The following is a 21,095-nucleotide window of genomic DNA, read 5'->3' as shown; positions in this document are numbered from 1 at the left end:
CGGGGACATGACGGACACCGATGTCGCTGAGTCCTTCCCCGACTTGCTGCGCGCACAGATCCGTCACGGGTTCACCGCCGCCCAGCAGTATCTCGCCGCCGCCGTGTACTTCGACTCGAACCGGTTGCCGCAGTTGGCCGGACACGGCTACGGCCGGTCGCGGGAGCACTACGCGCACGCCCTACGGATGGTGCAGTACCTGCTCGACCGTGACCTCTATGTGCAGATCGGTGGGTTGGACGAGGTCCGCTCGACCTTCGAAGACCCGCGCGCCGCAATAGCTTTCCTGCTGGATGTCGAACAGACCCGCAGTACCCAGATCAGCGACCTGGCCCGTGCGGCGCGCCTGTCCGGTGACTATCTCGGCGAGCGATTCATCCAGTGGTTCCTCGAAGAACAGGTGCGGAACGTGGCCAGAACGACCACGCTGCTGACTGTCATCGATCGTGCCGCGGGTCAGTTGTTCGACGTCGAGGAGTTCATCGCCCGCGAGCTTCGAGCGCCGCAGCCCTTCGACGGCACGGCGCCGAAAATCGCAGGGGCAGCGAAGAATTAATTAGGCAACACTAGCCTCAATAAGGTTGCACTTGGATGACACGTGGCGTGACCAGCGCTAATGTCGCTGATATGTCCAGTCATCCGGAATCCCCCCGCAGCAAATTCCATGGCCTGCTGCACGACCAGATCCGGCACGAATTCAACGCCGAACATCAATACATTGCGATAGCGGTGTGGTTCGATAACGCGGATCTGCCCCAGTTGGCCAAGCGTTTCTACGCGCAGGCGGTCGAAGAACGCAACCACGCGATGATGATCGTGCAGTACTTCCTCGATCGGGATATCAGTATCGAGCTTTCCGGCGTCGATGCCGCCAAATCGCGCTTCGAGACTGCCCGCGAACCGATCGCGCTGGCCCTCGCCCAGGAGAAGACGGTCACCGACCAGATCATCCAGCTGGCGAGCACGGCCCGGGAAGAGGGCGACTACCTCGGCGAACAGTTCATGCAGTGGTTCCTGAAGGAGCAGGTCGAAGAGGTCGCCAATATGACTACCCTGCTCACGATCGCCGATCGCGCGGGGTCGAACCTGTTCGACCTCGAAGAATTCATCGCCCGGGAAATGAGCGGCCCCAGTGATACCTCCGGTGCCCCTTCGACAGCGGGCGGCAGCGTCTGACGGCGTTTCCCAAAAGACTCCAGGCCCAGCTCTTCGCGAAGAGCTGGGCCTGTCGCCGCGTTATAGGTATGCCCTACCGAGAACTCATCGCACCGAACCGTGTGAGCAATGCGTCCATGGTTTCTTCACTTTCCGAATCGGTTCGGTGCGATTGGTCTTACCTCCCACCGAATTTCGGTGGTAGCGAGAACCGACTGAAAACCGGGCGACAACTTCCCGGCTCAGCGCAGGGTGATCTGACGAGACCGCAGACCGTCGCGCGAACGCCGTTCGTCGGCCGTCAGCGGAGCCTCCGTGGCCAGCGCATCGGCCAGCCGAGCGCCGAACTCGATGGCCGGCTTCACCCACTCGTCGGCGTGCCGCTCACGATCCAGGTCGAACACCGGCACCAACAGGCCGTGCGTGCGGAACGAACCCGCGAACCGCGAACCGTCACCGAGCTGTAGACCACCCGAGGCGTGCAGGCGCGCCAAGGCCTTCATCAGGTTGTCTTCGTCCTCCGGCCGGACCCAGCGGATGTGGGCCTTCTCGCCCGCGTCCACCCACCAGGCCGCGCCGATCGCGTCCGCGTCCAGCCCGAGCCGCGCCGACGGCATGATCGCCTGCTTGGCCTGCTCGATGGTCGCCGCGACCTGCGGGTCGGGATCGACGCCCTCGGGCACCCACCAGTCGAAGTCCTGGTGCACCGTGAGATCCAGCCCCACCCCAGGGTCGATCACGTCGGCCAACCTGGGACCGCCCGCCACGCTCTCCACGGAGGTCAGCGAGTCGCCGGGCTCGGCCGACTGCGTCCACAGGATCGCCGCGGCGAGATCGGCGGCCGGATCGGCTCCCTGGAACTGCACCTGCGCGCCGACGTAGCCGCTCGGCTCGTCGTCGGCCCGCACCAGCGCGGCCACCGCGCCGGGCAGCACGGTGGCGAGCACGACCGTGCGCTCGGCCGCGACCTCGGGCGACAGCGTCAGCTGCGCGGTCGCCGACGGAACGAACTCACGCAGCGCGACGAGATCGCACTCCGCGGCCAGGCCCTCGAACGGACGCGTGACGCCCCGCGCCGCCTGCTCCAGTGCCGCCCGCCGCTCCGCGAGACGCTGTGCCCGGTTCCCACCGGGCTTAGGACTGTTGCGCTTGCTCTTACCCACGAGGGGTCAACCTACAGGGTGCTGTGTTGAATTGGCAGCGCCTGCGGCGCTGCGTGTTCGCGGCCGTGTTCTGGCCGCGCGACCACCGCTGGCGACTGCGTCGCGAACGGACAATGCTCGGTCTCGCTCCGCTCGGAAGCGGGAGTTGGGCCGATGTGGCCCTGGTGGGCAATTGCAGCACCGGGTGTTTTGCTGGTGGAGGTAGGTGGCTGCGGCTGGTGACTCGTTTGCGGATGCGTCGGTGGCTCGGACGTGAGCTGTCGCGGGCGATTCAATAGCGGACACGTCAGCCACTCGGACACGAGCGGGCAATGCACAAGTCGGAAACGGGATGCCTTGTGTGATTGCGTGAGGCGCTAGCAGTCGGATCTGGAAGTGCGAGCGATCTTCCCGGTGGCCGGATGTAGCCGGTTCAGGCGGCGCTGAGCAGCGACTTCGTGCGGCCAGGGTGGTTGGTGGCGATCCAGCTGACGCCGAGGTCAGCGCACAGCTGGACGTCGCCGGGGTCGTCGACGGTCCAGCAGTAGGTGGCGCGGCCCGCGGCGGCGGCCTTGTCGACCAGTTCCGGGTGGTCGCGCAAGGTCTTCACCGACGGGCCGACGGCGGTCGCGCCGACCGTCGTAGCGGCCGATCCACCCAGGTAGCGCGACGATTCGCCGAGCAGCACGGTGGGCAGCAGCGGCGCGGCGCGGCGGATCCGCCAGACCGCGGTGGCCGCGAAGGACATGACCACGGCGCGAGAGTGGTCGGCCGAGGCGGGAGCGGCGATGCCGAATCGCTGGAGTTCGGCCAGCAGCTTGTTCTCCACCAGCGCCCCGTAGCGGACCGGGTGTTTGGTCTCGATGAACAACTTTGTCGGCCTACTGCGCCAGTCCAGCACCAAGCCGATCAGCTCGCTGAGGGTCAGCACCGTGGCGCGCTCGCCGTCGCCGCCGAAGTCGAGTGCCTGGAGTTCGGCCAGGGTCATCTCGCTGACCAGTCCGGTGCCCGAGGAGGTCCGATCCACTGTGCGGTCGTGCACGCACACCAGGTGCCCGTCACGGGTCAGCCGGACGTCGCATTCGACGCCGTCGGCGCCCTCCTGGAGTGCCAGCTCGTAGGCGGCGAGCGTGTGCTCGGGGCGCGCCGCCGAGGCGCCTCGATGCGCGACGACGAACGGCGCGCGACTGCCCTGGCTCACTTGGCCACAACCTCCTCCTGCTCACGGTCCACAGCACCGTCGTCCTCGTCCGCGGGCGTGGCGATCGCCTCGGCTCGCGTGGTGTCGGCTTCCCGGTCGCCGCCGGGATGCACTGGCTCGATCACCGGCACGGCGGGATCGACCGCGATCAACCAACGACGCGCGATCCGGCCGCGACCGAGCAAATCATGCCCATCGATTGTTTGCAGCACCCACAACGTCAGCAACGCGACGCCGACGGCGACTGCGTCGGTGAACGCGGTGAACATCACCCCGTCCGCTTTGGCCTGCAGCGAATCCGCAGTTCGCCACAGCAATGCGGCCACCGTGACGATGCCGCCGAACGCCCAGGTCACCCACCAGATCCGGACCGCGCGGACGGCGCGCGGATCACCGCGTCGCGCGACGACCTCGGTGAGGAAGATCCCCGGCCACAGCAGGTTGACCACCGGAACGAGGCAACCGAGCGCGAGCGCTGGCCGTGAGCGCGGGTCGCGCCTGCCGGCCTCCGCGTAGGCCACCCGCCTGGTCTCGATCAGCCAGCCGAGCACGGCCACCGCCGTCACCAGCGCGAGCATGAGTGCGAGGACGGCGGAGCCGATGACGAACGCGTCGGAGCAGAACAGCACGGCGGGATGAATCAGGCGGGTCCGGTTGCGCAGCAGGATCAGATAGCGCACCAGCTCGGCCACCGTGGCGACGGCGAACACAACTGCGGTCGCGACCAGCAGCTTGGTCACCGAGTCCGTCAGCCGGCCGAACGGACGCGACGGTGCGGTAGTAGCCTGCGCCGGCGGGTCGATCAACCCCCAGCGCGGGGGCTGCGCGTAGCGGGGCGTCTCCGTCCGAACCGCTGGGCGCGCGGGTTGTACCCGGCGGGCGCGTTGGTCAGGTCTGCGCGCCACCCATCGGTAGTTACGCCGGTCGGCGGGAGCGTCGATCGGCGCGGGCGAGAGCAGCACGCCGCGGCAGCGCGGGCACCAGTGCATCGGTGCCCCTTGCACGGCCCAGCGCGCGCCGCAGCGCGCACAAGGTTGCACCACCGTACTCACCGCGCACCTCGTTCTTTCGTCAGTAGATCTTCGCCTGCTGGTCGCCCTGCGCGACCAGCGGGCGCCCCGCGTGCTGCCACGCCACCATGCCACCGCGAACCTGGATAGCGTCGAAGCCGATGTGCGTGAGGTATTCGACCACCTGGAGCGACCGGCCGCCTTGCCTGCAAACAACGTAGAGATCGGCGTCGTACTCCAGCTCGTCGAGCCGGGCGGGCACGTCGACCATCGGGATGTGGATCGCGCCTGGCGCGTGCCCGAGCTGCCACTCGTCGTCCTCGCGGACGTCGAGCAGGATCGGTCGCGGAGTGTCGGCCGACGCGGGCACGCCGCCGTCGAAATCGGTAGGTACGTCTTCCACCGCGACCGACGGAACGTGGGGGCTCGTCACAGTTCCGATCCTGCCATGGGCGGCGGACTGCCGTGGAGTTCCGGGGCGGGGCAGGAGACTCGACGGCGACTCGCGACATCAGGTATGGTTTGCCCTTCGGAACATGACCCCGGCCCCACTGCCATGCAGGTTGCGCGTAGTCGGTCGAAGTTATCCACATAATCCACAACCTGATCCACAGGGTGCAACTATCGGGCAGAACACACCCACAGGCCGTGGCTATCAAGCAACTGATCGGTTTTACTCGACCACTCGCCTCGGAGCCGCAGCTCGAGGTGCATCGGGGTGTGCCTGGCGAATCGAGTGATGCGAATGACCGATCCGGGACTCCCCTCCTGATCATCCCGGAGCGGCCATTCGTCACCCACCTCGGAACCTGCAGCGATGGAGGCTCCGATACCTACTTGGACGGGGCCGGGCCGCGTTCGGTTCCATGCACAACGCGAAACTGACGAAAAGATGAAATACCCGGTGCAGGCAGTGGCGGTCGGTAGCCTGAGGACATGGACGTGAGCAGGGGGCTACTCGGCGGAATGGACATAGTCGGCCTCAATGTCGCGTTGTCCGAGGCCGCGTGCCTCGGCCTCGCGGTGGACCAGGCGGCCAATCGGCTACAACTCGACCTCGAGGTGCTGACGCTTCCGGAGAACGGAACGGCATCCGACGATTATCGAGTCCAGGTGGCATTCACCGGCGTGAGCCGGGTCGCCGCATCACTGCGAGTGCAGCACTGGGACGATATGGAACCTCGGGTGCTGCCGCTGCAACTGGACGGCCTCGGCGAGGCGATCCGCAGCTTCGGCGGCGGGCGGCTACACGGTTGGGAATTCATCGACCTCGACGACAGTGGCTGGGCCCTGTGGAGTGAGCTGCTCAGCTTCGATACCGAGATCGACGATCACAGCTCCAGCCATGTGCTGGAGTTCTCCCAGGAAGAGGGCATCGATCCGCGCGAACTCGACGTGCGGGTGTGGTTCGATGACATCAGCATCTGCGATTCGCAGGGCACGCAGATCCCGCTGCCGGATTTCATCGAGGGCGGCGCACGCTGGTGGAAAGCGCACGACGCGGGCGACCCGCGGGCCACCCGCCCCGGCATCGCACCTCCGCTGTAACGCCCGACGCCGAACCGCCCCTCCGGCCTGATCGCATGGGCGGTTTTCGTTTCTCCGCTTCCGGAACGTCAGGCACCCAAGCCCACCGGGCAGCTCACGCCGGTGGCATGGACCGGACAGTATCCGCCCGGGTTCTTCGCCAGATACTGCTGGTGGTAGCCCTCGGCGTAGTAGAAGCCCGACAACTCGGGCAGCGGCGCGATCTCAGTGGTGATCTCGCCGTATCCGGCCTCGGCCAGACGCTTGCCGAAAAACTCCTCGGTCGAGCGGGCTACCTCGGCCTGCTCGGCATCGAGAGTGAAGATGGCCGAACGGTATTGGGTACCGCGGTCGTTGCCCTGCCGCATGCCCTGGGTGGGATCGTGGTTCTCCCAGAAGTATTTGAGGGTGCCCGCGTAGTCGATCACCGCGGGATCGAACACGACGAGCACGGATTCCGTGTGCCCCGTCCGCCCGCTGCACACCTCTTCATAGGTGGGGTTCGGCGTGTACCCGCCGACATAGCCGACCGCGGTCGTGTAGACCCCGTCGAGCTCCCAGAATCCCTTTTCCGCGCCCCAGAAGCAGCCCATGGCGACGACCCCGACCTGCATGTCTTCCGGAAACGGTGGGTGGATCGGGTGACCGTTCACAAAATGGGTATCCGGCACCGGAAGCGGTTCGGCCCGGCCGGGCAGCGCCCGCTCCGGGGTGACCAGGGCGGACTCGGGAAGTCTGACGCGCCCTACTAGTTCGTCGTACCACGACATGGTTCGATGCTACGCGTGCGGTTCCTGTGGTGCCGATGTTCATGTTGTGACGGTGCGCGACCCGGGTGCCACCGGAATGCGGGGGCATCCGGCCAGGTTGGAACCGATCGGGTGTACGAATGATGGCTGGGTGTGCTCGGAAATCCGTGCGCACCCAGCCCGACTAGGAAGGGACATCGTGGCTGAGTACACGCTGCCAGATCTGGACTACGACTACAGCGCCCTGGAGCCCCACATCTCCGGGCAGATCAACGAGATTCATCATTCCAAGCACCACGCCGCTTACGTCGCCGGTGTGAACACCGCGTTGGAGAAGTTGGAAGCCGCCCGCGAGGCAGGCGATCACGGCGCGATCTTCCTGCACGAGAAGAACCTCGCGTTCCATCTGGGTGGGCACGTCAACCACTCCATCTGGTGGAAGAACCTCTCCCCCAACGGCGGTGACAAGCCGGTCGGCGAGCTCGCCGCGGCGATCGACGACCAGTTCGGTTCGTTCGACAAGTTCCGCGCGCAGTTCGCCGCCGCGGCCAACGGTCTGCAGGGCTCCGGCTGGGCCGTACTCGGCTTCGATACCCTCGGCCAGAAGCTGTTGACCTTCCAGCTCTACGACCAGCAGGCCAACGTCCCGCTCGGCATCATCCCGCTGCTGCAGGTCGACATGTGGGAGCATGCCTTCTACCTGCAGTACAAGAACGTCAAGGCGGACTACGTCACCGCGTTCTGGAACGTCGTCAACTGGGCTGACGTCCAGGATCGCTTCGCCAAGGCGACCACTCAGGCCAAGGGCCTCATCTTCGGCTGAGCCGTTCGGCACCGGCGTCGGGTCCGCGAATCCGAGCCGCGCGGCTCGGATTCGCGGACCCGTTCTGTGTCCACCGTCGCTCCAGCGTCTGCGGAGCGCACGCCCGGGCTGCCGACCGATAGGGTTCGGCCGAGTACGGGTCGAATCCGTTCGGTGTGCAGCAAGATTGCCCCTCGGCCCGTCGCCGGCCGTCCAATTGGCACTCTTTGGTACTTGTGTGCCAGGTGATTTGTGGTTCATATTCGGGAATCCACAGTAAAGACGACGGGCAGGGCCGCCCCCGGTGTCACGACGGGAGGCAGAAATGCGCACCAACGAACCGATCGGCATCACGCCGTTCCACTCGCGCGGCTCGCTGCGGGGTTTCATCATCTCCGGCCGCTGGCCGGACACCACCAAGGAATGGGCGCAGGTGCTCGTGCTGGCCGTGCGCGTGGCCACGCTGCCAGGATTACTGACGACCTCGACGGTCTTCGGGGTGCGCGAGGAGCTGCCAGACGATCCGGCACCCGGCACGGTCGGACTGGTGCTGGCCGAAGGTCCGGTGCTCGGCGCGGAGGCCGTGGAGCCCGGGCGGTTTGCCGAGCATGTGCCGCCCGCCCTCCTGATGCTGCATCCTCCGTCCGAAACCCGCCCGTCGCTGCCCGAGTGCACGGGCGTGGCATCCGGCTGCGTCCTGCTGCCCGGTGTGCCGCATCTCGGGCTGGAGCACCGCGCCGCTTGGGCCGAGACGGAGTCCGACGGCACGGTCACCTCGCTGGTCAGCCGGGTCGGTCTCGACCCGATCAGTGATCCCGACACCGCGGTTCTGGCTATGCTGCTCGCCGCGTGAGGGTAACCGAAATTCTCGCCGTGGATTGCCAAACTTATTGTGCGCATTGCGATTTCGATTACAACGACTTGGCAGCGCAACTTCGGCCGGGTAAGGTCGATCGAAGCGAAGGGGAGTAGCCCCCAATCACACAGTCGACATACTGACCCGCTGCCCCCGCCAGGGTTCGGGTCCGGTTGTGTGAACCGGCATCTGATCGGTGGGCGAGACCTTCGGCCTGGACAACCCTTTCGTTGTCGGCCGGAGGAACCGAGAACTCCGCCCGGCAGGCCGGAGACCCGGGAGCCGCCAACATGATCACCACGGTATTGCTGAGTATCGGCGTCGTCTTTCTCGCCGAACTGGGCGACAAATCCCAGCTGATGGCGCTGACGTTCGCGCTGCGCCATCGCTGGTGGGTGGTGCTCGGCGGCATCGCGACGGCCACCGCCGCGGTGCACCTGATCTCGGTCGGCATCGGATACTTCCTCGGCGCAGCGTTGCCTACAAGGGCCATCTCACTGATCGCCGCGATGACGTTCCTTGGTGTCGGCCTGTGGACAGTGCGTGAGCACTTCGGCGCCGCCACGAACGACGAACCCGAGCCGAAGACCCTGCGGACCAACACGGCACCGTTCTTCGTGGTGCTCTCCGCGTTCCTGCTCGCCGAGCTGGGCGACCGGACCATGTTCGCCACCGCCGCGCTGGCCACCGACTACGACTGGGTCGGCGTGTGGCTCGGCTCGACCATCGGCATGGTCGCCGCCGACGCGCTCGCCATCGCGGTCGGCATCCTGGTCGGCAAGCATCTGCCCGAGCGTGCCATCGGCGTCGGGTCGGGCTTGCTGTTCCTCTACTTCGGCGCGGCGACCCTGCTCGGAGCGGCGGCACCGGCCGTGAATGGGCTGATCGTCGCAGCCGTGGCCAGTGCCGCGCCAGCGGTGGCCATCGGAGTGCTACTGACTCGCCGGACGATCGCAGTCCGACAGTCCCGAACCGGCAAACCGGGGACGTTCACGGAGTCTGCGCAGCTCGCAGCCGATCGGTTCCCCGGGCAACGCGGGCGTTGACCCCGGTGACGCATCGTGTCAGCAGTTCGACATCGGCGGTGTCGTACCCGTCGAGATATTCGCCGATCGCAGTACTCCGGCCGGAGAACAGCGGTGCGACCGTGGCACCGGACTCGTGGTTTTCCGCGAGGTCACCGCACTGTGGCTGGACGGATCGGGCCGATCTCGGACGCCCGCACGACCGCTGACGCGGCGACGGTACCACCGGCGGACATTCCCGTTCGCAAACAGTTTGCCAAGGGACCCGATGGGAGTGAGCCATGCTGGGCCTCTCATGGAGAACCGGTTAGGGTGCCATTGACAAAGGGCCAACTGGCTGTCACGAACGAGAGGACCATCGTGGAGATTTCGGGTTCCGCCGCTATTGTCACCGGAGGTGCGTCCGGCCTCGGCGCCGCCACCGCCAAGCGTTTCGCCGAACTCGGTGCCACCGTCTTCGGACTCGATGTGCCGCAGTCGATCGAGCGCGCCGGCGACAACGTTCCCGCCGGGGTCACCCTGCTCCCGGCGGATGTGACCAGCAACGACGAAGTCGGCGCGGCGGTCGCGAAGGTCGTCGAGTCCGGCGCGCCGCTGCGCATCGTAGTCAACTGCGCCGGTGTCGGCTGGGCAGGCCGCATCTTGTCCAAGAACGGCCCGCACGACTTGGAACTGTTCCGCACGGTCATTACCGTGAACCTGCTCGGCACCTTCAACGTCATGCGCCTGGCCGCCGACGCGATCGCCAAGACCGACGCCGTCGACGAGTACGGCCAGCGCGGCGTCATCATCAACACCGCATCGGTCGCCGCGTTCGAGGGCCAGATCGGCCAGATCGCGTACTCGGCCTCGAAGGGCGGCGTGCACGGCATGACCGTTCCCGCCGCGCGCGACCTTGCCCAGTTCGGCATCCGCGTGAACACCATCGCCCCCGGCATCATCGACACCCCGATGCTCGCCGGCGTTACCGAGGAATACCGCAAGGGCCTCGAGGCAGGCGTTCCCTTCCCGTCGCGCCTCGGCCGCCCGGACGAGTACGCGCAGCTGTCGCAATACATCGTCGAACATGACTACCTGAACGGGGAGACCATCCGCATGGACGGCGCGCTGCGCATGGCCCCGCGGTAATTCCGCGCCGACGCGGCGACTGCGCGTGGTCCTTCCTGGGCACCACGCGCAGTTGTCCTTTCAGCCCTCCGGCTTGTGCCCGATGCCGAGATACGCGGTGGTGGACAGCGGACGGTTCGGCCCGTAATTCGCCACGAGAAAGGCCTTCATCAACGTCGCGCGCTCCGCCCAGACCTCCGGCTCCACGCTGTGGCGCATGAGTTCCAGCGGCGCGCTGCTGCGCACCATCGTCTCCCACATCTCCTCGGGGCTACCGAAGGTGAGCGCGATCGAATGCCGCTGGATCGAGACGGCTTCGAACCCGGCGGCGCGCATCTCGGATTCGAAGACCTGCGGGTTCTCCAGGCTCAGGAAGTTGGGCTGCGGCTCGTGGATGTCCGGGTCGGCGGCGGCGAGGGCGCCGAACATCATCCGCATCAGCGGCGACTCCACGACCGGCGCCCAGCTCGACACCACCGCTGTGCCGCCCGGCCGCAGCACCCGGTACAGCTCGGCGAACCCTTCGGCGCGCTCCGGAAAGAACATCAGCCCGAACATCGAGAATCCGGCGTCGAACCGGTTGCTGTCGAACGGCAGCGCTTGCCCGTCCCCCACCTGCGCCGAAATGTTCGTCAGCCCGGCGGCCGCCGCGTTTTTCGCAAGCCGTGCGATCATCGACTCGGAGAAATCGATAGCCTCGACCCATGCCACCTGGCGGGCTGCCAGCAGGCTGAGCGTGCCGGGTCCGGCGGCGACGTCCACGACCTGCGAAACCGGCGACAGCGAGGCGAACCCGAGCGCACGCGCGGAGAACGGTTGCATGACGGTGGGGGCGAACTCGGCGTATCCGTCGGCGACGAGATCCCATGGCTCGGCGACGGCAAGCGGGTTTCCGGACATGCTCTGACGATCCTTTCGATCGCCCACATCGTAACTGTGCCGCACCGCTACCAGCTCCCCATTTCCGCGATATCACTGTGCCTGAAGGGAGCTCAACCGGCCCAGGCTGTGACACGTCGAGTGGCCAGCGGTATCCACCGCCGAAGTACCTGGATAAGCGTCCGTGCCCACTGGTACGCACGATCCCGCCGCGACGACAGCATGGCTACGAATGGCTCCGGCGAGCAGGCCGCGACCGGGGGCCATCGACGATGGCCCCCGGTCGCGAGCGACTCAAAGCGTGCGGGTGAGCCGATCGGTGAGGATGTGCGCGAAGTGTGCCGGGTCCTTCAGTTCGCCGCCCTCGGCCAGTACCGCCGTGCCGTAGAGCAGTTCGGCGGTTTCGGCCAGGTCGGTCGCGGTGCCGGCGTCGGCCTCGTCCTTCTTCGCCGAGTAGGAGTCACGCAGGCCGGTAACCAACGGGTGGGTCGGGTTGAGCTCCAGAATCCGCTTCGACTCCGGCAGCGCCTGGCCTGAGGCGCGGTACATCCGCTCCAGCATCGGCGTGAAGTCGAAGACGTCCCCCACCAGGCAGGCCGGAGAGGTGGTGAGCCGGTTGGTCAGGCGGACCTCCTTCACATTCTCCTCCAATGCCTTGCCCAGCCAAGTGAGCACATCGGCGAATTCCTTGTCCTGCTGTTCGCGCAGCGCCTCGGAGGCCTTCTTCTCCTCCTCGGACTCCAGGTCGACCTCGCCTTTCGCGATGGACTGGAAGGCCTTGCCGTCGAACTCGGGCACCGAACCGACCCACATCTCGTCGACCGGGTCGATGAGGATCAGCACTTCACGACCCTTGGCCTTGAACGCCTCGATGTGCGGGGAGCTCTCGATCTGCTGGCGGGACTCGCCGGTCATGTAGTAGATCGTGTCCTGGCCCTCGGGCATCCGCTCCAGGTACTGCGCGAGCGTGGTCAGCTCGGTCTCGGAGTTCGTCGAGGCGAACGAGGAGACCTGCAGGATGGTGTCACGGTTGTCGAAGTCCGACAGCAGTCCCTCCTTGAGGACGCGGCCGAATTCCTTCCAGAAGGTCTGGTAGTTCGTCTGATCCTCGGAGCCCTGCAAGTCCTTGACCGTGGCGAGCACCTTCTTCACCAGCCGCTTGCGAATCATCTGGATCTGGCGGTCCTGCTGCAGAATCTCGCGCGAAACGTTCAGCGACAGGTCCTGCGCGTCGACCACACCCTTGACGAAGCGCAGGTACTCCGGCATCAGCTCTTCGCAGTTGTCCATGATGAACACCCGCTTGACGTAGAGCTGCACGCCACGCTTGTGCTCCCGGGTGAACAGGTCGAACGGCGCGTGCGACGGAAGGAACAGCAGCGCTTGGTATTCGAAGGTACCTTCGGCCTTGAGCGGGATGATCTCCAGTGGATCGTCCCAGGCGTGGCTGACGTGCTTGTAGAACTCCTTGTACTCCTCGTCGCTGACCTCGCTCTTCGGGCGGGTCCACAACGCCTTCATGGAGTTGAGGGTCTGCTCCTCGAGGGTCGTCGTTTCTTTCGAATCCTCGCCTTCGCCCTCCTTGACCGTCCGCTCGACCTGCATACGGATCGGCCAGGCGATGAAGTCGGAGTACTTCTTGACGATCTCCCGGAGCTTCCACTCCTGGGTGTAGTCGAAGAGGTGGTCGTCCTCGTCGGCAGGCTTGAGGTGCAGTGACACCGCGGTGCCCGGTGGCGCTTCGTCCAGGGTTTCGATGGTGTAGGTCGAGCTGCCCGCGGCCGACTCCCAGCGTGTGCCCTCCATCTCCCCCGCCCGCCGAGTGGTCAGGACGACTTTGTCGGCAACCATGAAGGTCGAGTAGAAGCCGATACCGAACTGGCCGATCAACTCCTCGGCCGCGGCCTCGGATTTGGCCTCGTTCAACTTCTTACGCAGCTCGGCGGTGCCCGATTTGGCGAGGGTGCCGATCAGGTCGACTACCTCGGCGCGCGACATACCGATGCCGTTGTCCCGCACGGTCAGGATCCGGTTGTCCTTGTCGACCTCCAGCTCAATGTGCAGGTCCGACGTGTCGACGTGCAGATCCTTGTCCTTGAAGGACTCCAGCCGCAGCTTGTCCAGCGCGTCGGAGGAGTTCGAGATCAGCTCCCGCAGGAAGGTGTCCTTGTTGGAGTAGACCGAATGGATCATCAGCTCTAGCAGCTGATGTGTCTCTGCCTGGAACTCGAGTTGTTCGACGTGCTCTGTCACGTCGCGATACTACGACGATCGAAATCGGCGAGGCCAGGAACCTCCCTGTCGGCTCTGCGTGTCATCCATTCGCGCAGCACCTGGGTGGCCCGGACGTCGTCCTCGTTGTATTCCAGCAACCGGGTGCGCTGGGTGAGATCGGGCGCACCGTCGTAGCCGACGGCCAGCCGATACCAGCTCATCGACGCCTCCCCGCCCGCCTCCGAGTCGCGCCAGGCGAATCCGGCGACCGGCGCGATCTTCTTGAGCCCCTTGCCGTTCGGGCAGATGAATTGGTCCGAGACGGCCTGGAACATGTCCACCCACTGCGGCCCGTCCACGAACGCGCGCACCTGGTCCACTGTGGGCACGCCGGGACGGCCCGCGAACCGGCGCGCCGACTCATACAGCCATTTGTCCTCGGCGGTGCGCGAATAGCAATAGGCGGCGAAGGTTTTCCCGGCCGCGGCGGCCTCGGCGCGCACCGTCATCAGCCAGGTCCAGAACTCGCCGAAGGAACGGCCCTCGTCGTCGGTGGGCAGCGGGTCCCAGGTGACGAACGGGCGGTACACCCCATCCAGCAGCGTTCCCCACAGGTAGGCGCCGTACTCCTGGAAGCTCTCCAGATCGACGTCCACCTCGACGTCGGCCCGCCGCACCCGCACCGACTCGACTCTGCGGACCAACGGCGCGCCGGCGATCCAGGCCCGCGCGGTGACCACCGCCTCGTCGAACGGGCCGTGCTGCCAGTCCTCGGGGTCCGGGCCGGCCCAGGCGGCGAGATCGTCGATGGTCTCGACACCGTGCCTGTGCAGCACCTCGGCACGCGAACCGGGCGCCACCAGGCTGACGTCGCGGCGTTCGATCAACCAGTCTTCGCAGCTCGGCCCCTCGATGCCGCGCTTCCACCACGGGCACTGCCTGCACTCGGGCACCTTCGACGGGACGGTCGGCAGCTCGCCCCGCACCACGGCGATCCGGTCGGCGTAGCGCTGGTCGTAATCGGCCAGCAGCGGGCTGAGGTCGTGCACCAGGATGCGGTCGAAGTGGTAGCCGATTACGCCGCCGACCAGCGCGGGGCTGGCCAGACCGTGGCGCTGCAGCATCCGGTGGAGGTGGGCGAGGCGATGCTGGTCGCGGGGCTGCGGGCGCAGCTTGCGGTGCGGATCGGGTCGCGGATGCCAGTGATATGGGTCCGACGTGGTCGGGTGGAAGTCGGCGGGCTCGGGCTGACGCGGGTCGGTCACCTTGTGGTTCACCACGATGATCGGGATGTACCCGCCGCGGTCGGGATCGCGCAGGAGGATCTCGGAGCCGCCGCGTCTGCCGGTGTCGAGTTCCTGCGGAAGCAGACCTCCCCAGATCCGCTGCGCCCCTGCCGCGCACGCGCGCAGTGTCGCCTCGGCGCGCTCGGCGGCGCGCAACCCGGGATCGATCACCACCCAGGTGTCGGGGGCGGCCGCGACCAGTGCGTCGCGCACCCTGGTGCGGTGTACGGTGGCTGCTTCCCTGCGCTGGCGAACACCCGGATCATCGGAAATCCCCACCAGTGCCTCGGGATGGTCGGCGTCCAGGTGCAGCCGATGTCGGCAGCCGATCAGCGCCCTGGCATCGATGAAGGCGCTCGGCGCGTCGGCGGGCCGACCGACGGTGGTGCCGTTGCGCTTGCGACCATCTCGGTCACCGATGTCCGAATCCACGCTTAGCAGTATGGTCCCTCCCCCCGACAACTCGGCGAATCGAGGGTCACGGCCCGCACTACCCTCGTGGCTGTCACCATGGACCCGATAGGGTAACGGCAAACCGTGTGACATGGGCGGACGGCCTTCCCCGGCGTCGTACCGCCATGGCAAACCAGCATGACGGAGGGCCTTCGATGGGGTTGTTCACGAAGCGCAAGCGGCGGCCGAGCCGCAGGGCCGAGGCCAAGGCCCTGAAACACAAGGCCGCGATCGAGGCCAGGCTCGCCGCGAGGAACGACCGCAAGGCCCGCCGCGCCGAGGCGCGCACCCAGCGCAAAGTCGCCAAAGCGCAGATCGCCACATTCCAGGCGGAGGAGAAGGCCGCCCTGAAGGTTGCCGCCAAGGCTGAGCGCGATCCGTTCAGCGCGAGCCAGGTCAAGAAATACCTCGGAGTGGCTCGCGTCCTCATCCCGGTGCTCGCCCCGCTCGCCTATCGTGGCGCGACGTTCCTGCGCGGCAGGCTCGACACCCGCCGCGCCCAGCAGCTCGGAATCGGCGTCGAGCAACTCAGCGACTTCACCGGGCACGGCGCCAAGCTCCAAGCCAGGATCACGAATGCCGAAGCGGCGCTGGAGAAGATCACCGCGCGGGACGGCGAGAACGAGGCGGAGGCACGTAAGTTCGTCGCCACCGCTCGAGACCGCTTGGGCAGTCTGACCGCCGCCGTACGCACCACCGAGCAGCTGCCCACAGCGCGCCGCCGCGCCGTGCATGCGTCGATCGCGCACGAGCTGTCCGGGATCGAGGCCGACGTCCTGGCCCGCCTCGGCGTGCGCTGACCGCCGCCACGATGCGACCGCAACCGATCACCGGCCACCTGCGCGGCGGCCTGGTCGGTGCGCTTGTCGGCGTGCTCGCCGTGGCGGCACATGGTGCCGCGGGCGGCGGTTTCCCCGGCTCGGCCGAGCTGACACTTGTTCTACTGATCGCCGCCGCCGCGGGGTCGACGGCGGGCGCGGTGTCGGCCCGCCGCAATCCGGTCGCCGTGGTCGGGCTGCTCGGGGCAGGTCAGCTGGCGAGCCATGCGGCGCTGTCTGGTCTGCTCGGGCACAACCACGCCGGGACCACTGAGTCCGCGCTGCCGACCTGCTGGATGCTTGTCGCGCACGCCATCGCGACGCTCGGCTGTGCGGCGCTGATCGTCCTCGCCGAGGCGCTCTACACAGTCGCGAGCGCCGCACTGTGCACAATGCTCGCTTCGCCTCGGGCGCGAATCGTCGGCACTCCACACTGGTCGGATCCTGGTCTCCCCGCTTACCGCTTTCATCCGAACGGCTCGATCGGCCCCCGCGCACCACCGGTTTCGGTCTGATTCCGACCCCACTTCCCCTCGGATAGAAGGCTTTCCATGCATAGCTCGATTTCGCGCGCCGTCGGCACGACGGCAGCCGCCGCAGGTCTCGTCCTGCTCAACTGCGGAGCCGCCGCTGCGCACGTCACTGTGGACGTGCCCGGCGCCACCCAGGGCGGGTACGCGGTGGCCACGTTCCGAGTGCCGACCGAATCGGACACCGCGAGCACCACGGCACTCACCGTTACCCTTCCCAACCTGAAATCCGCTCGGACTGAACCGATTCCGGGTTGGTCGGCCAAGGTGGAACGCAATGCAACAGCGGAGATCACCGCGATCACCTGGACCGCGGACCCAGGGGCTCCCGGCATCGCGCCAGGTCAGTTTCAGCGTTTCACGGTGTCCGTCGGCCCACTGCCCAAGCAGGATTCGGTCACCTTCCCCGCCAAGCAGACCTATTCCGACGGCAAGGTGGTCAGCTGGGATCAGCCGGTCGGCCCGGGCGGCGACGAACCCGAACACCCGGCGCCGTCGGTCATCCTGGCCGCGGCGAAACAAGACGCGGAAGACGGACACCAAGTGCACAGCGACACCGCGCACGCCGACGAGCACGACACCGACGACACCGCCCGCTGGCTCGGCGGCGTCGGCCTCGCGCTCGGCCTGCTCGGCGTCGCACTCGGGCTGGGCAACGTGATTCGTGGGCGGCGGTCGTGACCCGCCGCTTGCTCGCTGCCGTCGTGGCGGGCCTGTTCCTGCTCGGATTCGGGGTCACCGCGACCGGAGTCGCATCCGCACATTCGACGGCGACCGGAAGCGTCCCGGACGACAACGCGACCGTCGACGACGGCCCGGCGCGGGTCAGCATCACCTTCAACGAGGAGCTACAACCCAGCTTCCCGTCGCTCACCGTGGTCGGCCCGGACGGTAACCTGTGGTCCACAGGCGATCCGGCCGTCGAGGGCAAGACGGTCAGCGTCACCGTGGGCGCACTGGGTCCGGTCGGCGAATACACCATCGGCTACCGGGTGACCTCCGCCGACGGCCACCCGGTCAGCGGCAAACGGCACTTCACGCTCAGCAAACCCGGCAACGGAACGCCGGGTCCCAAGGCGAACGCGAAGGCCGGCGATGGCGACGGCTCGGGCGGGGTTCCGCTGTGGGTGTTCATCCTCGGCGCGATCGTGCTGTTCGGCGGTGGGCTGGCGTTCGCGCTGTTCGGCGGCAGGAGCCGGAACCCGAAACGGTGAACGACAGGACGATCGGAGGCCCGGGTGGCGCGCGACGAGAGACCGCCCGGGCACCATGGTTCTCGCCGCTGCTTGTCGCCATGTCCGGGCTGGTCGGCGTGGTGCTCGCCTGGGCACTGAACTCCCGGCAAACGCTGCCCGTGGAGGCTGTTGTGCGGGTGTTCGCCGACGGTGTCGGTGCCACCGTACTCGGGCTGGCCGCGCTACCCAGGGTGCAGCCCCGGCTGCTGACGCCGTGGCGGCTGCTCGCGGTGCTGGCCGGGATCTGGGCGGGCGCCGAATTCGCCGTGCTGGTCTTCGAGGCGGCCGAGGTGGTCGGCGTGCCGGCAACCAGCCTCGGCGCAGGCGAGTTCCGCACCTACCTCGTCGATATCAGCGGCGGCCAGGTCGGAATCGCGATCCTGGTCGGCGTCGGCGTGGTGGCCTGCGGATCCGCGCTGGCCTTCCGGCGCCCCGGCTCCGCGTCGCCCGACCTGGTGCTGGTGTTCGCCGCGGTCGCGCTGGCGTTGCGGCCGATCACCGGGCACATGTCTCAGCAGGCGTTCGGCTCGGTGCTCGCCGCGGTGCACGCGCTCGCGGCGGCGGCCTGGTTCGGGTTACTGATCGCGCTGGCGCTGGTCGTACGGACGCGCGGCGAGTGGGCGGTCGCGCTGCCCAGGTATTCGGCGGCGGCGCTGCCCTTGGTGGCGACGGTGGCGGTGACCGGCCTGCTGAACGGGGTAGTTCGAGTCGGCGGAATCACGCCGTTCGTGACGACCGACTACGGCAGGATCTTGCTCGCGAAGACCGTAGTGCTGATCGGGTTGCTCGCGCTCGGCTGGTGGTGGCGGCGCACCTGGGTGCCGCGGGCCGCCGACCACCGGATGGACGCGGAGGCTTCGCTGCGCCGCGCGATCGTCGAAGCCGTCATGATGGCGCTGGCCTTCGGGCTGGCCGCGACGCTGGCGGTCACCGCCTGATCGAATGACCGTTATCGAAGCCGGTTACTGTTCCGGCATGACCGTGAAGATCGCCGTACAAGACACGACGCACAACATGGTCACTCAGATCAAGGACTTCCATGCCATGCGCCCGTAGCGCTGGCGTGCATGTCGGCGCCGGTTGCGCGAGCGCTGACAGGCCCAGGATGCTGGACCCATGAGCGAGCGCAGCGAGGTGCAGGCATGACCGCGAAGCCCTCTTTCACTCAGCGCATCGGCTACATCTGTGGCCGCACGCTGCCGGACTCGATGTCGGAGTGGGTGCGTCAAGACCTGGTCGGGCCCGGCGCGACGCGACGCTATCTGCTGCGCTTCCTGGTACCGATCATCCCGGTCCTCACGCTGTTCCTGCTGTTGCCGGGCCCGCTGTGGATGGGCTTGGCGATGATGGCGCTCCTGTATCTGCCACTGATCTATTTCACCGTGGCACTGCTGTATGTCTACCGACGCCATCGGCTGATCAAGCACGGCCTCGACCCCGCGCTGGCAGATGCCGCCGCCCGCAGCCGAGCCGAGCGAGAACGCCTTGCTTACGAGCGCAGACACGGACGCGGATGAGCGGGAAACACAGCACCACAACCTAGCGGTGCCTTACATCACAGGCATAGCCTAGAGGCATGAAAACCCCCACGATAAGGCAGCGGATCGCCTACGATCTGGGCCGCGAGCTCCCGGAGGAGCTGCACGAGTGGGTCATCCACGACCTCGTCGGACACGGGGCCATGGAGCGATATCTCGTCCGGTTTCTCGGGCCGGCCATCCCATTCCTTGCCTTGGTACTGCTGTTTCCAGGGCCGATGCCGCTGAAGATCGGCTTGATCGTGATGATGATCGTCCCGCTGGTCGTCTTCACGGTCGCGCTCAGCTATGTCTGGCGCCGCTTCCGCCTCGTCCAGCACGGATTGAGTGCGGATTTAGTGGACCACGGCAAGTTCACCGACCACGATCGGGACCTCTACCAACTGCGCTACGGACATCGATAGGGCGAAATCACCGAGCTGGAACGCGCGTACGGTCCGCAACCACCACGCGCGGGGTTGTTCGCGCGGACAATCGGGGGCACTGACTGAACCAGTCAGCCCTACGCGTCCTACGACGGCAACCCGGGAATTTCCGAGCCCATAACTGCCGGTCGCTCAACTGATTCGGACCATCGCTTCCGCACGCATCAGGGGCCCACGAATACGCCCTGCCGCAGGCACGGCAAAATCGACAGAGTGACCGAATCGCAGAATGTCGTCGCCACCGCCGACTTGGCCGATCAGCTCGGCCCGGAGATCCGCAGCTGCGATACGCAGTTCCTCGAGTTCGGCGGACGCGAAGCATTTTCCGGGCGGGTCACCACCATTCGCTGCTTCCAAGACAACTTGCTGGTCAAGCAGACGCTCGGCGAACCAGGAGAAGGCAAGGTGCTTGTGGTCGATGGCGGCGCGAGCGTGCACACCGCACTCGTCGGCGACATCATCGCGGGGCGCGGCGTCGAGAACGGCTGGGCAGGCGTCATCGTCAACGGCGCGGTCCGCGACTCCGCCATCCTGCGCACCCTCGACATCGGAATCAAGGCGCTGGGCACCAACCCGCGCAAGAGCACCCAGACCGGCAGCGGCGAACGGGACGTGCCGGTCGAATTCGGCGGTGTGACCTTCGTTCCAGGCGACATGCTCTACAGCGACCACGACGGCGTCGTCGTCGTACGCGCCGAAGACTGAGCCCGATTCGCCGGGCCTCCAGGGCCATGCGGTAGTCACGCGAGCTGCCGCCTCCGGGGCCGGCGCTCGCGCTGAGCTCATCCAGCGGTGCCCTCCGGTCCTCCGTAGTCACGCGAGCTGCCATCTCCGGGTATGTCGCTCACGGGCAGGTCAGCCGGACACCCTGGCCTTGTGACCTGCGAGGGCAACGACGTCGCCGACATGCAACTGCCGACCGCGACGTAGCTCGACCTCGTCGTTCACACGCACCAACCCGGCGGCGATCACCGTCTTGGCCTCCGAACCGGATTCGATCAGGTTGGCCAGCTTCAGAAACTGACCGAGCCGAATGACGTCGTCATCGATCGGCACATCGACTGGTTCTGACATGGGGTAAATACTTACTCCCCCACCCGGACTCACCAGAAACCGCCCTGCGCCTCCAGCGATCCGAGAGCA

At 66.9% G+C, this 21,095-nt stretch carries 24 protein-coding genes; 15 read left to right on the top strand and 9 right to left on the bottom strand.

The genetic code is table 11. The features are described 5' to 3' along the window. Window positions 1-7 precede the first annotated feature (7 nt). Together OH799_RS24910 and OH799_RS24905 are read left to right on the top strand one after the other, a co-directional pair. Window positions 8-556, top strand: a complete 549-nt coding sequence (locus tag OH799_RS24910) for a ferritin (RefSeq protein ID WP_406268614.1) — start codon at window positions 8-10, stop codon at window positions 554-556. A gap of 71 nt (window positions 557-627) precedes the next feature. Then, on the top strand, window positions 628-1,176 hold the full coding sequence (locus tag OH799_RS24905) for a ferritin (protein ID WP_357258433.1): 549 nt from the start codon (window positions 628-630) through the stop codon (window positions 1,174-1,176). A gap of 221 nt (window positions 1,177-1,397) precedes the next feature. On the opposite strand, the gene OH799_RS24900 is transcribed toward OH799_RS24905, so the two are convergent. From OH799_RS24900 to OH799_RS24885, 4 genes are all read right to left on the bottom strand, one after another. Then, entirely contained in the window at window positions 1,398-2,318 is a 921-nt protein-coding gene (locus OH799_RS24900) for a DUF5926 family protein (RefSeq protein WP_406268612.1), read from the bottom strand. A gap of 412 nt (window positions 2,319-2,730) precedes the next feature. Then, window positions 2,731-3,498, bottom strand: a complete 768-nt coding sequence (locus tag OH799_RS24895; protein WP_406268609.1) for a glycerophosphodiester phosphodiesterase — start codon at window positions 3,496-3,498, stop codon at window positions 2,731-2,733. Continuing rightward, the gene (locus OH799_RS24890) at window positions 3,495-4,487 is read right to left on the bottom strand and encodes a DUF4328 domain-containing protein (RefSeq protein WP_406268606.1); all 993 of its coding nucleotides are present in this window, start codon (window positions 4,485-4,487) and stop codon (window positions 3,495-3,497) included. Before OH799_RS24890 ends, OH799_RS24895 begins: the two co-directional genes overlap by 4 nt. An 82-nt stretch (window positions 4,488-4,569) precedes the next feature. Then, window positions 4,570-4,941 (bottom strand): rhodanese-like domain-containing protein, encoded by a 372-nt coding sequence (locus OH799_RS24885; RefSeq protein ID WP_406268603.1) that lies wholly within the window; start codon window positions 4,939-4,941, stop codon window positions 4,570-4,572. Window positions 4,942-5,444: 503 nt separating this feature from the next. On the opposite strand from OH799_RS24885, the gene OH799_RS24880 reads away from it, so the two are divergent. Next, window positions 5,445-6,056, top strand: a complete 612-nt coding sequence (locus OH799_RS24880) for a hypothetical protein (RefSeq protein WP_406268601.1) — start codon at window positions 5,445-5,447, stop codon at window positions 6,054-6,056. Between the two features lie 68 nt (window positions 6,057-6,124). Here OH799_RS24880 and msrA read toward each other — a convergent pair whose 3' ends face one another. Beyond that, window positions 6,125-6,805 (bottom strand): peptide-methionine (S)-S-oxide reductase MsrA, encoded by a 681-nt coding sequence (msrA, locus tag OH799_RS24875; protein ID WP_406268598.1) that lies wholly within the window; start codon window positions 6,803-6,805, stop codon window positions 6,125-6,127. Between the two features lie 178 nt (window positions 6,806-6,983). On the opposite strand from msrA, the gene OH799_RS24870 reads away from it, so the two are divergent. The 4 genes from OH799_RS24870 (at window position 6,984) to OH799_RS24855 (ending at window position 10,595) form a co-directional block, all read left to right on the top strand. Further along, window positions 6,984-7,607, top strand: coding sequence for a superoxide dismutase (locus OH799_RS24870; protein WP_357258452.1), 624 nt, complete (start codon window positions 6,984-6,986; stop codon window positions 7,605-7,607). Window positions 7,608-7,911: 304 nt separating this feature from the next. Then, window positions 7,912-8,439 carry a peptidase gene (locus tag OH799_RS24865; RefSeq protein ID WP_406268595.1) on the top strand — a complete coding sequence of 176 codons (528 nt, stop codon included), beginning with the start codon at window positions 7,912-7,914 and terminating at the stop codon, window positions 8,437-8,439. A gap of 293 nt (window positions 8,440-8,732) precedes the next feature. Further along, window positions 8,733-9,488, top strand: coding sequence for a TMEM165/GDT1 family protein (locus OH799_RS24860; protein WP_406268592.1), 756 nt, complete (start codon window positions 8,733-8,735; stop codon window positions 9,486-9,488). Window positions 9,489-9,827: 339 nt separating this feature from the next. Continuing rightward, window positions 9,828-10,595 carry an SDR family NAD(P)-dependent oxidoreductase gene (locus tag OH799_RS24855; RefSeq protein WP_406282501.1) on the top strand — a complete coding sequence of 256 codons (768 nt, stop codon included), beginning with the start codon at window positions 9,828-9,830 and terminating at the stop codon, window positions 10,593-10,595. A 60-nt stretch (window positions 10,596-10,655) separates the two neighbouring features. Here the strand turns inward: OH799_RS24855 and OH799_RS24850 are convergent, their stop codons facing one another. The 3 genes from OH799_RS24850 to OH799_RS24840 all read right to left on the bottom strand — a co-directional run bounded on the left by OH799_RS24850 (window position 10,656) and on the right by OH799_RS24840 (window position 15,301). Continuing rightward, entirely contained in the window at window positions 10,656-11,474 is an 819-nt protein-coding gene (locus OH799_RS24850; protein ID WP_406268589.1) for a class I SAM-dependent methyltransferase, read from the bottom strand. A gap of 273 nt (window positions 11,475-11,747) precedes the next feature. Next, window positions 11,748-13,706 (bottom strand): molecular chaperone HtpG, encoded by a 1,959-nt coding sequence (gene htpG, locus OH799_RS24845; protein WP_406268586.1) that lies wholly within the window; start codon window positions 13,704-13,706, stop codon window positions 11,748-11,750. Then, entirely contained in the window at window positions 13,703-15,301 is a 1,599-nt protein-coding gene (locus tag OH799_RS24840) for a TM0106 family RecB-like putative nuclease (RefSeq protein ID WP_406282498.1), read from the bottom strand. The genes htpG and OH799_RS24840 overlap by 4 nt, the downstream gene beginning before the upstream one ends. 260 nt (window positions 15,302-15,561) lie before the next feature. Here OH799_RS24840 and OH799_RS24835 point away from each other — a divergent pair, with 260 nt between their 5' ends. The 8 genes from OH799_RS24835 (at window position 15,562) to rraA (ending at window position 20,657) form a co-directional block, all read left to right on the top strand. Next, complete coding sequence (locus tag OH799_RS24835) at window positions 15,562-16,206, top strand: DUF6474 family protein (RefSeq protein WP_406268583.1); 645 nt, start codon at window positions 15,562-15,564, stop codon at window positions 16,204-16,206. A gap of 11 nt (window positions 16,207-16,217) precedes the next feature. After that, window positions 16,218-16,739 carry a hypothetical protein gene (locus OH799_RS24830; RefSeq protein ID WP_406268580.1) on the top strand — a complete coding sequence of 174 codons (522 nt, stop codon included), beginning with the start codon at window positions 16,218-16,220 and terminating at the stop codon, window positions 16,737-16,739. A 36-nt stretch (window positions 16,740-16,775) separates the two neighbouring features. Further along, a complete protein-coding gene (locus tag OH799_RS24825) occupies window positions 16,776-17,435 on the top strand; it encodes a YcnI family protein (RefSeq protein WP_406268577.1) in 660 nt (219 codons plus the stop codon). Further along, the gene (locus OH799_RS24820) at window positions 17,432-17,968 is read left to right on the top strand and encodes a copper resistance protein CopC (protein WP_406268574.1); all 537 of its coding nucleotides are present in this window, start codon (window positions 17,432-17,434) and stop codon (window positions 17,966-17,968) included. The genes OH799_RS24825 and OH799_RS24820 overlap by 4 nt, the downstream gene beginning before the upstream one ends. After that, window positions 17,965-18,927 (top strand): copper resistance D family protein, encoded by a 963-nt coding sequence (locus OH799_RS24815; protein WP_406268572.1) that lies wholly within the window; start codon window positions 17,965-17,967, stop codon window positions 18,925-18,927. Before OH799_RS24820 ends, OH799_RS24815 begins: the two co-directional genes overlap by 4 nt. A 204-nt stretch (window positions 18,928-19,131) precedes the next feature. Then, window positions 19,132-19,506: a DUF5313 family protein gene (locus OH799_RS24810; protein WP_406268569.1), complete on the top strand. Its 375-nt coding sequence runs from the start codon at window positions 19,132-19,134 to the stop codon at window positions 19,504-19,506. 59 nt (window positions 19,507-19,565) lie between these two features. After that, entirely contained in the window at window positions 19,566-19,931 is a 366-nt protein-coding gene (locus tag OH799_RS24805) for a DUF5313 family protein (RefSeq protein ID WP_406268566.1), read from the top strand. A gap of 234 nt (window positions 19,932-20,165) precedes the next feature. Beyond that, window positions 20,166-20,657, top strand: a complete 492-nt coding sequence (rraA, locus tag OH799_RS24800; RefSeq protein ID WP_406268564.1) for a ribonuclease E activity regulator RraA — start codon at window positions 20,166-20,168, stop codon at window positions 20,655-20,657. Between the two features lie 150 nt (window positions 20,658-20,807). Here rraA and OH799_RS24795 read toward each other — a convergent pair whose 3' ends face one another. Further along, entirely contained in the window at window positions 20,808-21,026 is a 219-nt protein-coding gene (locus OH799_RS24795; RefSeq protein ID WP_040772585.1) for an RNA-binding S4 domain-containing protein, read from the bottom strand. Window positions 21,027-21,095: the final 69 nt, after the last annotated feature.

This window comes from Nocardia sp. NBC_00881, assembly GCF_045207455.1.
GTDB lineage: Bacteria > Actinomycetota > Actinomycetes > Mycobacteriales > Mycobacteriaceae > Nocardia.
Note: the sequence above shows the minus strand (reverse complement) of the source record. Positions and strands in the feature narration are given on the sequence as shown.

Bases quoted from the DNA above. Each gene is read 5' to 3' on its own strand.
- OH799_RS24910 (WP_406268614.1), top strand. From the start codon at position 8: ATGACGGACACCGATGTCGCTGAGTCCTTCCCCGACTTGCTGCGCGCA.
- OH799_RS24905 (WP_357258433.1), top strand. From the start codon at position 628: ATGTCCAGTCATCCGGAATCCCCCCGCAGCAAATTCCATGGCCTGCTG.
- OH799_RS24890 (WP_406268606.1), bottom strand. From the start codon at position 4,487: ATGCACTGGTGCCCGCGCTGCCGCGGCGTGCTGCTCTCGCCCGCGCCG.
- OH799_RS24880 (WP_406268601.1), top strand. From the start codon at position 5,445: ATGGACGTGAGCAGGGGGCTACTCGGCGGAATGGACATAGTCGGCCTC.
- msrA (WP_406268598.1), bottom strand. From the start codon at position 6,805: ATGTCGTGGTACGACGAACTAGTAGGGCGCGTCAGACTTCCCGAGTCC.
- OH799_RS24865 (WP_406268595.1), top strand. From the start codon at position 7,912: ATGCGCACCAACGAACCGATCGGCATCACGCCGTTCCACTCGCGCGGC.
- OH799_RS24860 (WP_406268592.1), top strand. From the start codon at position 8,733: ATGATCACCACGGTATTGCTGAGTATCGGCGTCGTCTTTCTCGCCGAA.
- OH799_RS24850 (WP_406268589.1), bottom strand. From the start codon at position 11,474: ATGTCCGGAAACCCGCTTGCCGTCGCCGAGCCATGGGATCTCGTCGCC.
- OH799_RS24835 (WP_406268583.1), top strand. From the start codon at position 15,562: ATGGGGTTGTTCACGAAGCGCAAGCGGCGGCCGAGCCGCAGGGCCGAG.
- OH799_RS24830 (WP_406268580.1), top strand. From the start codon at position 16,218: ATGCGACCGCAACCGATCACCGGCCACCTGCGCGGCGGCCTGGTCGGT.
- OH799_RS24825 (WP_406268577.1), top strand. From the start codon at position 16,776: ATGCATAGCTCGATTTCGCGCGCCGTCGGCACGACGGCAGCCGCCGCA.
- OH799_RS24810 (WP_406268569.1), top strand. From the start codon at position 19,132: ATGACCGCGAAGCCCTCTTTCACTCAGCGCATCGGCTACATCTGTGGC.
- OH799_RS24805 (WP_406268566.1), top strand. From the start codon at position 19,566: ATGAAAACCCCCACGATAAGGCAGCGGATCGCCTACGATCTGGGCCGC.
- OH799_RS24795 (WP_040772585.1), bottom strand. From the start codon at position 21,026: ATGTCAGAACCAGTCGATGTGCCGATCGATGACGACGTCATTCGGCTC.